Consider the following 16,423-nt stretch of genomic DNA (forward strand, 5'->3'; position numbering starts at 1 on the left):
GTGCAAAAAAAACGGATAGAAAAGTTGATGGGAAATCGTTTTGATTTTACTGTAGAAGCAGAAAATGAAACCGAAGCCGATTTTTTTCTAGAAACTGCAATTTCTGAAATCAAAAGAATTGAAAGTAAACTTACCACTTTCAATAATGAAAGTGAAACTTTTAGAATTAATGAAAACGCTGGAAAACAAGCCGTTGAAGTCTCGGAAGAAACATATAGATTAATTGAAAGAAGCAAAAAAATTTCTGATCTCACACAAGGTGCTTTTGATATTTCTTATGGTTCCGTAGATAAAAAGTTCTGGAATTTTGACACCAAAATGACAAAACTTCCCGATAAAGATTTGGCGAAAAAATCTGTGGGACTCATTAATTATAAAAACATCATTCTAAACGAAGAGAAGAAAACCGTTTTCTTAAAAAATGAAGGAATGAGAATTGGCTTTGGTGGCATCGGAAAAGGCTACGCGGCTGAAAAATGTAGAACTTTGCTGAAATCTTTGGGCGCAAAAGCAGGGATAGTAAATGCTTCCGGAGATCTTACAACGTGGGGAACACCCGAAAATAAGGAAAAATGGACGATAGGAATTGTGCATCCAGATTTTAAAGACGAACCATTTTCTTATTTAGAAATTGCAGATTTGGCGGTGGCAACTTCTGGTAATTATGAAAAATTTGTAATGATTGGTGGCAAAAAATATTCGCATACCATCGATCCAAAAACGGGATTTCCCGTGCAAGGCATAAAAAGCGTAACCATAATTTGCCCAAATGCAGAAATTTCAGATGCGCTTGCAACGCCTGTTACAATAATGGGAATTGAAGCAGGACTTGGAATGATCAACCAAATGAAGAATATTTCTTGCATTATTATAGACGACCAAAATAATTTCTACTACTCAAAAAACATTAATTTACTATAAAATCGCTATTACCAAGTTTGTAAATCAACAATAATGAAGTGAGGCGATTGTATCTGATTTTTAAAAACAATAACTATTTACTATGAAAAAAATGTGTGTCGCTTTTGGGTTGCTTTCCCTTTCAGTAACCAGTTGTACGGCAGTGAAGCCCTACGAAAAAACCTATCTTAATGATAGCGAAATGATTTTGGGCAACCGAACGGTTGAAAAAACAGAAGCTAATTTTCTGCTTTATAGAGAAGGAACTTCTGGAGCAAATGGTGGGAAAAATGGCGGAGGTTGTGGTTGTAATTAATTTTAATTAAAATGAGAAAAGTTAAAATTACCATCGCTGCATTGTTTTTCTATTTTTTGGGATTTAGCCAAGAAAAAACAACAAGTTCATACGAAAATAAACCTCTTACTTTAGAAGAAGCAGATTTTATTTCTGGTTACTACAACCAAAACGGCAATCATTCCGCCATTATGGGTGGAAATGGTTCGGAGAAACTAGATGAATTTTCGAATACATTAGATTTAAAATTCGTAAAAAAATACAACCAATATGTGAATACATTTGATCTTGGTTTAACTGCGGAACACCGAACTTCCGCTTCCACCGCTTATATTGAAAAGGCGCCAGATGGCGCAACAACATCTGTACATTCATTAAATTCTAAACCAATATATGCAACTACTTCCAGAGCATCTGGGTCTGGCGGAAATTATTACGGTTCAGATTCCGAGTCTCATGCATCTGCTTTATACGGATGGCGTTTCAATCCTTCATTAAATTGGAGTGTGAAAAATTTAGAAAATAATAGCACATTTGGTTTGGGCGCTTATTATTCTTATGAATTTGATTATAATTCTTTGGGTGCAGAAATTTCTTACGCAAAAGCTTCAGCAGATAATAACAGCGAATACAGCGTAAAAGGACAGGCTTTTTTTGACAGAAGAGAAATGATTTTACCGTTTGAAGTAAGACCAACAGACTATACAGGAACAGATTGGCAAAGTAAAACTTCTTTTAGTTTAGATAATTCTTACTCGCAAGTCGTCAACCAAAGATTACAATTTTCAGTTTTGGCCGATATTGCTTACCAAAAAGGTATTCTTGCTACACCTTATAACCGTGTATATTTTAATAATGTTACCGTCGGAGGTGAAAGACTGCCAGATAATAGGTTGAAAATTCCTGTAGGTTTGAGGCTCAATTATTTTGCCGGAAATAATGTGATTTTTAGATTTTATTACCGCCATTATTGGGACGATTGGAAGATAAATGGAAACACAGCAAGTGTAGAAGTTCCGGTGAAAATAAACCCTAACTTTTCCGTAAGTCCGTTTTATAGATTTCACGAGCAAACTTCTGCGGAATATTTTAATCAATATGCAACTGCAAATCCGTTGAGTGATTTTTATACTTCAGATTATGATTTATCTGATTTTAAAAGCAACAATATTGGCGTGAATCTTCACTTTGTTCCAGGTTCTTGGGGCGTTTTTAATAGTGTAGATTTGCGCTACAGCCATTATAAAAGAACCGATGGTTTGGCGGCCGACAATATTACCTTGGCTTTAAAATTTAAGTAAAAGCAAAATCCCTTTCAAATTATTTGAAAGGGATTTTTTTTATTTTTTAATTAGCAATGCAATATTTTCCACATGATGCGTTTGCGGAAACATATCCACAGGAAGAATTTTTATTAAAGTGTAATTTTCTTTTAAAAGCGCCATATCTCGCGCTTGTGTGGCAGAATTACAACTCACATAAACAATTTTTTCTGGGGCTAAATTTAAAATTTGTTCCACAACTTTTGCGTGCATGCCGTCTCGCGGTGGATCGGTAATTAAAACATCTGCTTTTGGATGATTGGCTAAAAATTCTGGTGTGAAAATATCTTTCATATCGCCACAGAAAAATTCGCAATTATCTAAACCATTGAGTTTTGCGTGTTCTTTTGCAGCGGCAATTGCTTCTGGCACAGACTCAATTCCTATGACGTGTTTTGCTTTTTTAGCAACATATTGCGCAATAGTTCCAGTTCCGGTGTATAAATCATAAACCACATCATTTAACGTGATTTCAGCAAATTCTAAAGTTTTTCTGTAAAGATTTAAGGCTTGCTCATAATTGGTTTGAAAGAAAGATTTTGGACCAATTTTAAATCTGAGACCATCCATTTCTTCCATTAAAAAACCGTCCCCGTGATAAATTTCTATGTCTAAATCATAAATAGAATCATTTTGTTTCGGGTTTATGGCATAAACCAAGGTTTTAATTTCTACAAAATTTTCTAATAAAAAATTAAATAATTTCTCTCTATTTTCCTTTTCCTCCCGATAAAGTTGAAACAAAACCATCCATTCACCCATAGAATTTTGGCGTAACATCAAAGTTCGCAAAAAGCCAGATTGATTTTTTACATCAAAATAATCCAAGCCATTTTCATCCGCGAATTTTTTTACAGCAAGCCGAATTTGGTTAGAAGGATCTTCTTGCAACCAACATTCTTTTAAATCTAAAATTTTGCTCCACATTCCCGGAATATGAAATCCTAAAGCATTTTTATTTTCAATATTTTCGCCAGAATTGATTTCATCTAAAGTGAGCCATTTCGCATCAGAAAAAGAAAATTCCATTTTATTTCTGTACCAATATTGCTCTTCTGCACCAAGAATTGGCAAAGATTCAAAATTATCGAAACCGCCAATTCTTTTAATATTGTTAAAAACTTCATCGTTCTTAATGTCTAACTGTTTTTCATAAGAAAGATTTTGCCATTTGCAACCACCGCAAACCCCAAAGTGAATGCATTTTGGTTGAACACGAAATTCTGAAGGCGTTACTAAATTTAAAACTTCACCTTCAAAATATTTGCTTTTAGATTTTCTAACCTGCACATCTACCACATCACCTGGCACAGCGCCTTTTACCAAAACCGTTTTGCCTTCTTCAGTTTTCCCGATGGCCACCCCTTTTGCTCCAGCACCATATATTCTGATGTTTTCTAAAATTGGATTTGGCTTTTTTCTTTTCATATGAAATTAATGTTATTAATTGTCGTAAGCAATCGCCCAAATGCATCAGTTTTTGTTTGCAAACTTGTTAACTGCGATTTCATTTACTTTAAATTTTGAAGCATTCTAAATTAGAGCGTAAAATTAATTAAATTAAAACTTGCAGAATTCTTTCTCTAATATTTTTTTTATAATTTCTGTAAAAAAACTTAGGATTTATTGAAAAATTTATTTTAATAAAAAAAGTGTGTTATAGGCAATAAATAAAATTATTATGCGGAATTAAGGCTATAAACACGAATTTATTATAGCAAAATACTATAATAATGGATAATATATCTTTTAATAAAATTGCAATAATTAAGTTAATAACAAAATTTCAAAATCATTAATAATAGTTAAAAAAATTCTTAAAAAAAATATTTTTTTCAAACTAAAATTTGTGAAAGAATATATTATCCGTAATTTCGCTTCTTGAAAATGAATAAAATAGATGAAAAACCAAGGATTATATAGACCAGAATTTGAATTTGACTCTTGCGGTGTAGGGTTTGTCGCCAACATAAAAGGCGTAAAAAGTTTTAAAGTAGTTTCAGACGCCATCACAATGCTAGAAAACATGGAGCATCGTGGCGCAACTGGCTACGAAAGCAATACTGGAGATGGTGCCGGAATTCAAATTCAAATCCCACACGAATTGCTCGCTGCAGAAGCGCTAATATACGGAATAGATTTACCTGAAGCCAATTATTATGGCGTTGGAATGCTCTTTTTTCCGCAAAATAGTGCACTTCGCGATGAATGCAAAAGAACCTTAAAAAATTCTGCAGAAAAACTGAATCTCAAAATTTTGGGTTACCGACCAGTTCCTGTTAATAATTTAGAAATAGGCGACTTAGCAAAAAGCGTAGAGCCTGTTATGGAAATGGTTTTTGTGGAAAGACCTTTCGATATTGAGGATGAGCAAACTTTTGAGAGAAAATTATTTGTATTAAGAAATTATGCTTCTCATCAAATTCATAATGTTGTGCAGCATGATAAAATAGGCTTTTACATTGCTTCTTTTTCGTGTAAAAAATTGGTTTACAAAGGACAATTGAGAAGTTTGCAAATCAGAAATTATTTTAAAGACCTTTCAAACCCTTTGCTTACATCGGCTTTTGGGATGATTCATTCTCGGTTTGCAACAAATACTTCTCCCACTTGGAGTTTGGCGCAACCATTCAGATTTATTGCACATAATGGCGAAGTAAATACTGTGCAAGGAAATCTAAATTGGTTAAAATCTAGCCAGAAAAATTTTGAAAGCCCATATTTCACGCCGTTAGAAATGGATATGCTTTTGCCTTTGGTGAAAGACGGCCAATCAGATTCCTCATATTTAGATAATATGGTAGAATTACTCTACCACTCTGGAAGATCATTGCCACACGTAATGATGATGCTTATTCCTGAAGCATGGGATGGGCACGAAAATATGGAAGAATACAAGAAAAGTTTTTACGAATTTCACGCCTGTATGATGGAACCGTGGGACGGCCCGGCTTCAATTTCTTTCACAGATGGTGAGATAATTGGCGCCACTTTAGACAGAAATGGCCTTCGTCCGTCGCGCTTTTGTGTAACAAGTGATGATTTGGTTATTATGGCATCAGAATCTGGTGCATTACCAGTTGACCCCGAAAAAATTATTAGCAAAGGCAGATTGCAATCTGGGAAAATGTTTGTGGTAGATTTAGTAAAGGGAAAAATTATAAGTGATGATGAATTAAAAAATGAAATTTGCCATTCTCAACCTTACAAAACATGGCTAGAAGATAAAATTAATATTGAAGAATTAGGGCCGCCAAGAATCAGATTCAGTAAACTTCAATCGGAAGATATTTTTAAATATCAAAAAGCGCATGGTTACACCAGAGAAGATTTTGATTTTATTATAAAACCAATGGCAATAACGGGAAAAGAACCAATCGGATCGATGGGTTTTGATTCCCCTTTGGCAGTTTTAAGTGAAAAACCACAACATTTAAGTTATTACTTTAAACAACTTTTTGCGCAAGTTACCAATCCGCCGATTGACCCAATTCGAGAGAGATTGGTGATGTCTCTTACCACAATTATTGGCGGGAACGGTAATCTCTTAACGGAAGATAAAAAATTTGCACATTCAATTACCTTAAAAAATCCTATTTTAAATAACAATCAGTTAGAAAAATTACGAAGTATAGATTCTGGAAATTTTCAAGCAAAAACACTTCATACTTATTTTAAAGCAGATGGAAAGCCAGGAAGTCTGAAAGCTGGTTTAGATCGTCTTTGCAGATATGCAACCGACTCTGTAGAAGATGGTTTTGATGTGATTATACTTTCAGACCGAGGTGAAGATTCTTTTCATGCCACAATTCCTTCGCTTTTGGCCTGTTCTGCGGTGCACCATCATTTAATTAGAAAAGGAATGCGCAGAAAAGTGGGCTTGGTAATAGAAGCAGGTGATGTTTGGGAAGTGCATCATTTTGCGACTTTATTTGCATTTGGCGCTACAGCGATTAATCCATATTTGGCTTTGGCAAGTATTAGAAATTTGGTAGAATCTGGAGAAATAGAAAATGCAGATTTAGATACATTAAAGAAAAATTATATAAAATCTGTGGGCGATGGTTTGCTGAAAACCTTCTCTAAAATGGGGATTTCTACTTTGGCATCTTACCAAGGTTCGCAAGTTTTCGAAATTGTAGGCATTAATAAATTAGTCGTAAATACTTGTTTTACAGGTGCAATTTCTAGAATCGATGGTTTAGGTTTTGATGAATTGGCTGAAGAAGTTTTAGCAAAACATAATTTAGCATTTCATCCCGATTTAGAAAGCGATATTTTACCACAAAATGGTGTATATCAATGGAATAAAAAAGGTGAAATCCATCAATACAATCCAAATACTGTCCATCTTTTGCAACAAGCAACTTGGAAAAATGATTACGAGATATTTAAAAAATATTCTAGAGCCATCAATAGAACAGATAGACCTGCAAATCTGCGTGCTTTGTTGGAACTAAAAAATGACCGCCCATCAATCGACATTAGCGAGGTAGAACCAATAGAAAATATTTTAAAAAGATTCGCTTCTGGTGCAATGTCTTTTGGATCAATTTCTTGGGAAGCCCACACCACTTTAGCAATTGCAATGAACCGAATTGGCGCCAAAAGCAATACCGGAGAAGGCGGTGAAGATGAAAAAAGATATAATTTATTAGAAAACGGAGACAGTATGCGATCTGCAATAAAGCAAGTTGCGTCTGGAAGATTTGGCGTAACCAGTTATTATTTGTCTCAAGCGGACGAAATCCAAATAAAAATGGCGCAAGGCGCAAAACCTGGAGAAGGCGGGCAATTACCAGGAGAAAAAGTAGATGATTGGATTGGGAAAACGAGACATTCAACACCAGGAGTTGGATTAATCTCACCGCCGCCGCATCACGATATTTACTCTATTGAAGATTTAGCACAACTCATTTTTGATTTAAAAAATGCCAATCGGCACGCAAGAATTTCTGTAAAATTGGTTTCAAAAGCAGGCGTCGGAACCATTGCTTCTGGCGTGGCAAAAGCAAAAGCAGACCATATTTTAATTTCTGGATACGACGGCGGAACGGGCGCATCGCCTTTAAGTTCAATCAGACACGCTGGACTTCCGTGGGAATTGGGCTTGGTAGAAACACATCAAACTTTAATTAAAAATAAATTAAGACAAAGAGTAACCATTCAATCGGACGGACAAATAAAAACCGGACGCGATATTGTTATTGCCACTCTTCTCGGTGCAGAAGAATGGGGCGTTGCAACTTCTACCTTAATTGTACAAGGTTGTATTTTGATGAGAAAATGCCATCTGAATACTTGCCCAGTTGGGATTGCAACACAAAATCCAGATTTAAGAGCAAAATTTAGCGGAAGCGCAGATCATTTGGTAAATTATTTTACATTTTTGGCCACAGAAGTTCGAGAATTAATGGCTGTTTTAGGGTTCAGAACCATCAATGAAATGGTTGGGCAATACCAATGTCTTACAAAACGAGAAGATTTAAAACATTGGAAACATCAAAATATAGATTTAAGTGAGTTTCTTAAAAAAATAGAAACCGATTTGCCAATTTTTAAATCAGAAGAGCAAGATCACGGCTTACAAACATCGCTTTCTTGGGAAATGCTAGACGTTTCTAAACAAGCGATTGAGAATAATGAAACCATAGAATCTTGCTTTAAAATTAAAAATATTGATAGAGCAATTGGTACCATTCTTTCACATGAACTGACGAAAAAATACAAGTCGGAAGGTATGAAAGATGATGCTTTGAGATTTCATCTAAGAGGAACAGCGGGGCAAAGTTTTGGTGCATTTTGCAACAAAGGTATTTCTATGATTTTGGAAGGCGATGCCAATGATTATTTTGGAAAAGGGCTTTCTGGCGCAAAATTAGTCGTTTTTCCAGATGAAGATTCAGATTTTAACGCAAGTGAAAATAGCATTATCGGGAATGTTGCACTTTATGGCGCTACGAGCGGAAAAGTTTTTATTAATGGAATGGCAGGAGAAAGATTTGCAGTAAGAAATTCTGGGGCAACTGCCGTTGTAGAAGGCGTTGGAGATCACGGTTGTGAATATATGACAGGTGGAACGGTGCTTGTTTTAGGAAAAATTGGAAGAAATTTTGGCGCTGGAATGAGCGGAGGAATTGCCTACATTTGGGATTTTCAGAATGATTTAGAAAAGAATTTTAACGATGAAATGGCAGATGTAGAAGAACTTACAGCGCAAGATAGAGATTTAATTTTTAACTTAATTAATGAGCATATCAACGAAACGGAAAGCAAATTAGGCAAATATCTCATCAAAGATTTTGATGAAAATTTGAAATATTTTAAGAAAGTTTTTCCACGAGATTACAAAAAAGCACTGCAATTGCAAGGAAAACTTTAATTAAAATTATTTATTTTAAAATTTAAAAATGGGAAAAACAGACGGTTTTTTATTATATAAAAGAGAACTTCCAACGAAAGATCCGGTAGAAGAAAGAAAAAGAAATTTTAAAGAATTTCAACATTTACCAACAGAAGAGGTTTTGAATGAGCAATCTGCGAGATGTATGAGTTGCGGCATTCCATTTTGTGAAAGTGGCTGCCCGCTCGGGAATATTATCCCAGAATTTAATGATGCTGTTTATCAAAAAAAATGGAAAAAAGCTTATGATATTTTAATCAGTACGAATAATTTCCCTGAATTTACAGGAAGAATTTGTCCTGCGCCGTGTGAAGGTTCTTGCGTTTTGGGCATCAATGAATTGCCTGTAACAATAGAAGAAATTGAAAAAAACATCATAGAAATTGCTTTTGAAAATGGCTACGTTAAGCCATCTATCCCAGAGAATAAAACAGGAAAAAAAATAGCAATCGTTGGTTCAGGACCTTCTGGTTTGGCAGCCGCCGCCGAACTAAACAAAATGGGGCATGAAGTGACCGTTTTCGAGAAAGAAGAAAAAGTAGGTGGTTTATTAAGATTTGGGATTCCAGATTTTAAATTAGGAAAAAACATTGTAGAAAGACGCATAAACCTAATGGAGCAAGAAGGTGTGATTTTTAAAACCAATGTTACAGTTGGTAAAAATTATTCGGCAGAAGAACTCAATCGGAATTTTCACGCCATTGTTTTAGCAATGGGAAGTACAATCCCAAGAGATTTGCCGATTCGGAATAGAGATGCAAAAGGCGTTTATTTTGCGATGCAATTTTTAAGACAAAATAATAAAAAAGTGAGTAATATTCCTTTTAGCGAAGAAAATATCGACGCTTATGGAAAAAAAGTGCTCGTGATTGGTGGCGGAGATACAGGTTCAGATTGTATCGGGACTTCTAACAGGCAAGGTGCAACTGTAGTTTACCAAATAGAAATTATGCCAAAACCTCCAGTTTCAAGAGACGATTCTATGCCATGGCCGATGTATCCGATGGTACTGAAAACTACAACTTCGCACGAAGAAGGTTGCGAGAGAAAATGGGCCGTAAATGCAAAAGAATTTTTGAAAGATGAAAACGGAAATCTTGTAGGTCTGAAATTGGTAGAATTAGAATGGGCGAAAGATGAAGTTAGCGGAAGATATACATCTTTTCAAGAAAAACCAGATTCTGAATTTATTATTGAATGCGATTTGGCGTTTCTTGCAATGGGATTTTTACATGTAGAACAAAAAGGAATTGTAGAAGATTTGGAAGTTTTATTAGATCCGCGCGGAAATTTAATCGGAAATAACATTGAATATAAAACCAACCAAACAAAAGTTTTTTCTTGTGGAGACGCTAGAAGAGGGCAATCTTTAGTTGTTTGGGCTATAAATGAAGGGCGACAATGTGCGAATAAAGTGCACGAATTTCTTTCTTAATTATATCATATTTATAAAAAGAATTAACCAATCATAGGTGATTTCTAATAAAAAAATGTTGCAAATAGGCTAATTGATTGCAATTTTAATTCGAAAATAATTGGCAATTCCCAAAAACTTTAAACAAAAAAAACAGGCAAATTTGCCTGTTTTTCTATTTTCTATAAAGAAGAATATTATTTTGCCTCTTCTTGTTTTGGTGCATTTTCAGTTTGCGGCATCATTTGTTGTGGCATTTGTGGAGCCGCTTTTACTTGATTTAAACCCGTTACTTTGTTTAATGTAGCAGTAATTTCTGGATCGCCAAGGTTCACATAATAGTGTCCTGCGATTTTTCCGTCTTTATCCAAAACTAAAAAACCAGGAAGTTTAAAGCCATAAATACCGAAATTTTTTGCAACTTCAGAATTCATACCGCCTTCTGCGTAAGCGTTTGTTCCAGGTAAACCTTTAAACATTGCTGTGCTAGTTTTTACGAATTGCTCTTTGCTATCATCAAAATTCACGTAAACAAAGTTCATTTTAGATTTATAAAATTTAATTTCTTCTTCTAGCATCGGTAAAACAGTCGTGGAAACATTTCGGTTCCAAGACGCATAAAACATCACTAAAGTTGGTTTTCCTTTTAACCCGCTTATGCTAAACTTTGAGCCGTCTGCTTTCACCAAACTGTTTTCTGGCACTGTGTCGCCATCTTTTAGGCCGCCAAGAACAAATTGTATTTTTTTAAGATCTTTTTTTACTTCTGCATTTTTTATGTCGGATTCTATCAATTTGTCAACTTTCTCATTTTCTTCTTTAGTTGCACTCATATTCAGATCGGTTTGTGCAATTACATAGGCCAGTAAATAATCTTTTGCAGTTTGCGAAAGGTCTTTTTTTGTTTTTAGAAATTCGCTAAATACTTGCGAAGTGGTCTGCTTTTGATCTTTATTTTTGTCGGTTGAATATTTTTGAAAATCTTCACCCAACGTGCCAAGAAGATAATTTCTGTATTGTGGATGGTTTTCTACCAATCGATCTACGTTTTTATTGAGTTCGGTTTGGTATTCTGTGAAATTTTTAGAAACTTTAAATGACGGATCTTGCACAGATTGGCCATGGTTTACTTCATATTGGTTTAAAAGCCCAAGCAAACTAGTGGTAAGTTCGTCTTTTTTCCACTGCACGACGTCTTTATCAGCGCTGTATTTTTTGGCGTTTTCTTCAATGTTTTTAAAAAGATCGTCTTGTATTTTTTTTGCTTGTTTTAAAAAATCGGGCTCAGGTTTTGAAATTAATTGGCCCATGTTGATTTTTGTAGCATAAGTTTCTAGAAAAACTTGACAATTTTTGAGGAAATCGTTATTATTTTTCGCTGCACCGGTCACCGCATATTCGGCAGGGAACTGTGTTGCATCGCCAGTCATATCTACTTTTTCGCCACCTTTAAGATATATGGTGCCTTGTTTGCCGCCATAAGTGATGATGTACATGCCGTTTTTTGGTGCTTGAAAACTTCCTTCGAAGTTGCCTTTTTTGTCTACACCCAAATTTACCAAAGGTAAAGTGGCAACGCCAGAAGATTCTATAAATTCTATCCGATCTAAAGGATTTGCATTTTTCAATTGACCTTTTATTTCTACTTTTTTGGAGCAAGAAGTCATAAAAAGTGCGAGAAATAAAACTGCTACAAACTTAAAAGCGGTAGAGAAATTAATTTTATTTTTTAAATTTTTAAATATCATTTTATTTATTTGATTTTAATTTTTGCAAAAATAATCAATTAGTTTAGATTGTGAGAGATTTATAGATATTTTATGGAAATTTTAGCATTTCGGAAATATATGGCGCTAGAAGGTTTAAGATTATCGTTTTCTTTTTCGATTTTTTTAAAAATGATTCGTTTGATTATTGGTAGTGAGCGTCACTTCAAACAGAAAAAACAAGCCTCAACCTAGCCGCGATGGGAACGGCATCCTCGCCTTGGCGAGATATAGTGTACAGCGCGCCGAGTATTCGGAAAATGGATTCTTGTCTTGCTTCTAAAAATTTAATAAAGTTTAGTCATGTATTGTCAAAGTAATATAATTTTGTCATTAAAATTACTTTAAAAGATTGAACTCCTAAGGTGTTCCTTTTCAATATTATTCATTTTTTCTACGCAGATATTGCTCCTACGGAGCATTTTTATTTTTCGGAAAATTCAAAGATAAGATGGTATAACACTCATTTGTCACAAAACTCTAAAATTTTTTCGTATTTCATAATGAAAAAGCCTTCCAAAAAAATTGGAAGGCTTTGTGAATATATTTTAAGAGCCTGTTTAAATTTATAATTTATTTTTACCATTAAGGAATTAAGCCATTTTCACTTAAAAAACTTAATAAAAATCAATTTATTGATTGCTTAATCAGAATAAACTTAACTCACTGAAATTCTTAATGTTAAATTTAAGAATAAACAGAGTTTATTTTAATTTAGAAAATTAAGAAAAGGCTATAAAAAATTTATTGAATGAAATTTAAATAGGCTCTAAATAAAATTAATCCATTTTTGCGGAAAAATATTCGCGGTTCATTTTTGCGATGACGCTTAAGGATATTCCTTTTGGGCATTCTACTTCGCAAGCGCCGGTGTTTGAGCAGTTTCCAAAACCTTCTTCGTCCATCGCGGCTACCATATTTAAAACGCGGCGTTTGGCTTCTACTTTGCCTTGTGGTAATAGTGCGAGTTGTGTTACTTTTGCGCCGACAAACAACATGGCCGAACCGTTTTTGCAAGTGGCAACGCAGGCGCCACAACCGATGCACGCGGCTGCATCCATTGCATGATCTGCATCTTCTTTATTCACGAGAATACTGTTTGCGTCTGTCGTATTGCCAGAAGTGTTAACGGAGATGAATCCGCCAGCTGCCATTATCCTATCGAATGCGGAACGATCAACTGCTAAATCTTTGATGACTGGAAAAGCGGCGCTTCTCCAAGGTTCGATATGAATGGTTTCGCCATCTTTGAAATTTCGCATGTGTAATTGGCAAGTTGTGATGCCTGTATCTGGGCCGTGTGGACGCCCGTTGATATACATAGCGCAACTTCCGCAGATGCCTTCGCGACAATCGTGGTCGAAAGCAACGGTGTCTTTTCCTTCGTTGATGAGTTGCTCATTGAGCATATCCATCATTTCTAAGAAAGAAGAATCGGTAGAAACGTCGGCAATTTTATAGGTTTCAAATTGTCCTTTTGATTTATTGTTTTTCTGTCTCCAAATTTTTAGAGTCAGGTTTAAGCCTTTTTTTGTACTCATTTTCTTATAATATTGTTTGGAGATTATTTATAACTTCTTGTTTTCACTGCAATGTTTTCATATTCCAAATCTTCTTTGTGCAATATTTCAGAATTGATGTCATTTCCGTTATATTGCCATGCTGCGACATATTTATAATTTTCGTCGTCTCGTTTCGCTTCACCTTCTGGTGTAGAATATTCTGTTCGGAAGTGTCCGCCACAACTTTCATTTCTTTCTAGTGCATCTTTGGCCATCAATTGCCCAAGTTCTAAGAAATCAGCGACGCGGAAGGCTTTTTCTAATTCTGCATTCATTTGATCTGCGCTTCCTGGTACGCGTACATTTTTCCAAAAATCTTGTCGAACTTCTTCAATTTCTTTCATGGCTTCTTTTAAACCTTCCGCTGTTCTTGCCATGCCCACTTTGTTCCACATAATGGTTCCAAGTTTTTTATGGAAATAATCTACGGAGTGATCTCCATTATTATTTAAAAAGAAATTTATTTTTTCTTTAATTTCATTTTCAGCGGCATCAAATTCTTCTTGTTCAGTTGGAATTGGCCCTGTACTGATATCTGCTGCTAAATAATTTGCAATGGTATAAGGCAATACAAAATAGCCGTCCGCTAAACCTTGCATTAATGCAGAAGCACCTAATCTATTGGCTCCGTGGTCAGAAAAATTGGCTTCACCAATCACAAAACAACCAGGGATGGTGGATTGTAAATTGTAATCTACCCAAACGCCGCCCATTGTGTAATGCACTGCGGGATAAATTTTCATTGGTGTTTCGTAAGGATTATCGGCGGTAATTTTTTCATACATCACAAATAAATTGCCGTATTTTTCTTCTATCCACGCTTTTCCGAGGTCATAAATTTGCTGTTCTGATGGATTGTGAATATTTTTTTCGATAGCCGCTTCGTGTCCTTTTTTAATAATTTCTGTTTGAAAATCTAAATAAACACCTTCTTTTGTATCATTATTTTCTATTCCAAAACCCGCGTCGCATCTTTCTTTTGCTGCTCTAGAGGCCACATCACGCGGTACTAAATTTCCAAAAGCAGGATATCTTCTTTCTAAATAATAGTCTCTGTTTTCTGGTGCAATATCTCTTGCTTTTAATTTTCCTTCGCGGATAGCTTTCGCATCTTCAATATTTTTTGGCACCCAAATTCTACCAGAATTTCGGAGTGATTCAGACATTAAAGTCAATTTCGATTGCTGTGTGCCATGAACTGGGATACAAGTTGGGTGGATTTGCACAAAACATGGATTTGCAAAATAGGCTCCTTTTTTGTGAATTTTCCAAGCGGCAGAGCAATTGGATCCCATTGCATTAGTAGAAAGAAAATAAACATTTCCGTAACCTCCAGAAGCGATTACAACTGCGTGTGCGGAGTGTCTTTCAATTTCACCTGTTACTAAATTTCTTGCTATAATTCCGCGCGCTTTTCCATCTACCAAAACCAGATCCATCATTTCGTGACGGTTGTGCATTTTAATTCTTCCTTTACCGATTTGTCTGCTCATAGCAGAATAGGCACCTAGCAAAAGTTGCTGTCCGGTTTGCCCTTTTGCATAAAAAGTTCTTTTTACTTGAACACCTCCAAAAGAGCGATTGTCTAGTTGGCCGCCATAATCTCTACCAAATGGAACGCCTTGTGAAACACATTGGTCAATAATATTTCTAGATACTTGCGCCAATCGATAAACATTGGCTTCACGCGAGCGGTAATCTCCACCTTTTACAGTGTCGTAAAATAATCTGTATATAGAATCGCCATCGCCTTGATAGTTTTTCGCAGCATTTATGCCACCTTGTGCTGCGATTGAGTGTGCTCTTCTAGGTGAATCTTGGTAACAAAATGCTTTAACATTATAACCTTGTTCTGCTAAAGTTGCGGCTGCAGAACCGCCTGCTAAACCTGTTCCAATAACAATTACATCAATTTTATCGCGGTTATTTGGCGAGACCAAATTCATGTGGTCTTTATGATTTTCCCATTTATCTTTTAACGGACCTGCAGGAATTTTTGAATCTAATTTGCTCATAATTTACTGATGATTACTGAGTTACGAAATGAAAAATAGCGATTGCAATAAAAGCCAAAGGCACTAAAATAGAAAACCAAGTTCCAAAACCTTTTATAAAAGGCGTATATTTTGGATGACGCGCTCCAATTGATTGAAAACTAGATTGAAAGCCATGTGATAAATGCAATCCTAATAATATAAAAGAAATGACATATATGATAACTCGCCACAAATCTGAAAATTTTTCATGAAGTTCCATCCAATATCTACTTGGATCCTCTGGTAAAACTTCTATATATTTATAATTCATTTCGTGAAGCCAAAAGTCATAAAAATGCAAACCTAAAAATGCCAAAATTACCGCTCCAGTAATAATCATGTTTCTAGACATCCAACTAGAGTTGGCAGATCCTGCATTGACGCTGTATTTTACCGGCCTTGCTTTGTTATTTCTAATTTCTAAAATAAAACCCATCACAAAGTGAAATACCACGCCTATCATCAAAATAGGCTGAAAAACAAATTGTATAAATGGATTGTAACCCATAAATTGGGACGCTTCATTAAAAGACGCTTTGCTAAACACAGAAAGCGAGTTAAGCGTAACGTGCACAATCAGAAACGAAAGCAAGAGCATAGCTGAAATTGCCATTGCGTATTTCCTGCCGATTGAGGATGTGGATGAACCAGCCATAGATATTAAATTTGAATTTCCACAAAGTTAGATAATGTAATAGGAACTGAAAGTGAGAATTATCAGAAAT

The 16,423-nt window shown here is 35.2% G+C and carries 10 protein-coding genes; 5 read left to right on the plus strand and 5 right to left on the minus strand.

Annotation, left to right across the window (positions count from 1 at the left end):
• The 3 genes from C4S29_RS05930 to C4S29_RS05940 all read left to right on the plus strand — a co-directional run bounded on the left by C4S29_RS05930 (window position 1) and on the right by C4S29_RS05940 (window position 2,496).
• Entirely contained in the window at window positions 1-921 is a 921-nt protein-coding gene (locus C4S29_RS05930; protein ID WP_317045068.1) for an FAD:protein FMN transferase, read from the plus strand.
• 82 nt (window positions 922-1,003) lie between these two features.
• Window positions 1,004-1,216 carry a DUF4266 domain-containing protein gene (locus tag C4S29_RS05935; RefSeq protein WP_103913224.1) on the plus strand — a complete coding sequence of 71 codons (213 nt, stop codon included), beginning with the start codon at window positions 1,004-1,006 and terminating at the stop codon, window positions 1,214-1,216.
• 11 nt (window positions 1,217-1,227) lie between these two features.
• Window positions 1,228-2,496, plus strand: coding sequence for a DUF3570 domain-containing protein (locus C4S29_RS05940; protein ID WP_103913225.1), 1,269 nt, complete (start codon window positions 1,228-1,230; stop codon window positions 2,494-2,496).
• A gap of 39 nt (window positions 2,497-2,535) precedes the next feature.
• Here C4S29_RS05940 and rlmD read toward each other — a convergent pair whose 3' ends face one another.
• Window positions 2,536-3,945 carry a 23S rRNA (uracil(1939)-C(5))-methyltransferase RlmD gene (rlmD, locus tag C4S29_RS05945; protein WP_103913226.1) on the minus strand — a complete coding sequence of 470 codons (1,410 nt, stop codon included), beginning with the start codon at window positions 3,943-3,945 and terminating at the stop codon, window positions 2,536-2,538.
• A gap of 472 nt (window positions 3,946-4,417) precedes the next feature.
• On the opposite strand from rlmD, the gene gltB reads away from it, so the two are divergent.
• The gene (gene gltB, locus C4S29_RS05950) at window positions 4,418-8,899 is read left to right on the plus strand and encodes a glutamate synthase large subunit (RefSeq protein ID WP_103913227.1); all 4,482 of its coding nucleotides are present in this window, start codon (window positions 4,418-4,420) and stop codon (window positions 8,897-8,899) included.
• Window positions 8,900-8,927: 28 nt separating this feature from the next.
• A complete protein-coding gene (locus C4S29_RS05955) occupies window positions 8,928-10,355 on the plus strand; it encodes a glutamate synthase subunit beta (RefSeq protein ID WP_103913228.1) in 1,428 nt (475 codons plus the stop codon).
• A 176-nt stretch (window positions 10,356-10,531) separates the two neighbouring features.
• Here the strand turns inward: C4S29_RS05955 and C4S29_RS05960 are convergent, their stop codons facing one another.
• The 4 genes from C4S29_RS05960 to C4S29_RS05975 all read right to left on the minus strand — a co-directional run bounded on the left by C4S29_RS05960 (window position 10,532) and on the right by C4S29_RS05975 (window position 16,353).
• Entirely contained in the window at window positions 10,532-12,082 is a 1,551-nt protein-coding gene (locus tag C4S29_RS05960) for a TlpA family protein disulfide reductase (RefSeq protein ID WP_103913229.1), read from the minus strand.
• Between the two features lie 797 nt (window positions 12,083-12,879).
• Window positions 12,880-13,641 (minus strand): succinate dehydrogenase/fumarate reductase iron-sulfur subunit, encoded by a 762-nt coding sequence (locus C4S29_RS05965; protein ID WP_103913230.1) that lies wholly within the window; start codon window positions 13,639-13,641, stop codon window positions 12,880-12,882.
• 23 nt (window positions 13,642-13,664) lie between these two features.
• Window positions 13,665-15,677: a fumarate reductase/succinate dehydrogenase flavoprotein subunit gene (locus C4S29_RS05970; RefSeq protein WP_103913231.1), complete on the minus strand. Its 2,013-nt coding sequence runs from the start codon at window positions 15,675-15,677 to the stop codon at window positions 13,665-13,667.
• Window positions 15,678-15,690: 13 nt separating this feature from the next.
• Window positions 15,691-16,353 carry a succinate dehydrogenase cytochrome b subunit gene (locus C4S29_RS05975; protein WP_103913232.1) on the minus strand — a complete coding sequence of 221 codons (663 nt, stop codon included), beginning with the start codon at window positions 16,351-16,353 and terminating at the stop codon, window positions 15,691-15,693.
• Window positions 16,354-16,423 lie beyond the last annotated feature (70 nt).

Origin of the sequence: Halpernia humi (assembly GCF_900108025.1) — a bacterium.
GTDB lineage: Bacteria > Bacteroidota > Bacteroidia > Flavobacteriales > Weeksellaceae > Halpernia > Halpernia humi.

Excerpts from the sequence above, each read along its gene's own strand:
- C4S29_RS05935 (WP_103913224.1), top strand. The coding sequence starts at position 1,004 with ATGAAAAAAATGTGTGTCGCTTTTGGGTTGCTTTCCCTTTCAGTAACC.
- C4S29_RS05940 (WP_103913225.1), top strand. The coding sequence starts at position 1,228 with ATGAGAAAAGTTAAAATTACCATCGCTGCATTGTTTTTCTATTTTTTG.
- rlmD (WP_103913226.1), bottom strand. The coding sequence starts at position 3,945 with ATGAAAAGAAAAAAGCCAAATCCAATTTTAGAAAACATCAGAATATAT.
- gltB (WP_103913227.1), top strand. The coding sequence starts at position 4,418 with ATGAAAAACCAAGGATTATATAGACCAGAATTTGAATTTGACTCTTGC.
- C4S29_RS05955 (WP_103913228.1), top strand. The coding sequence starts at position 8,928 with ATGGGAAAAACAGACGGTTTTTTATTATATAAAAGAGAACTTCCAACG.
- C4S29_RS05960 (WP_103913229.1), bottom strand. The coding sequence starts at position 12,082 with ATGATATTTAAAAATTTAAAAAATAAAATTAATTTCTCTACCGCTTTT.
- C4S29_RS05965 (WP_103913230.1), bottom strand. The coding sequence starts at position 13,641 with ATGAGTACAAAAAAAGGCTTAAACCTGACTCTAAAAATTTGGAGACAG.
- C4S29_RS05970 (WP_103913231.1), bottom strand. The coding sequence starts at position 15,677 with ATGAGCAAATTAGATTCAAAAATTCCTGCAGGTCCGTTAAAAGATAAA.
- C4S29_RS05975 (WP_103913232.1), bottom strand. The coding sequence starts at position 16,353 with ATGGCTGGTTCATCCACATCCTCAATCGGCAGGAAATACGCAATGGCA.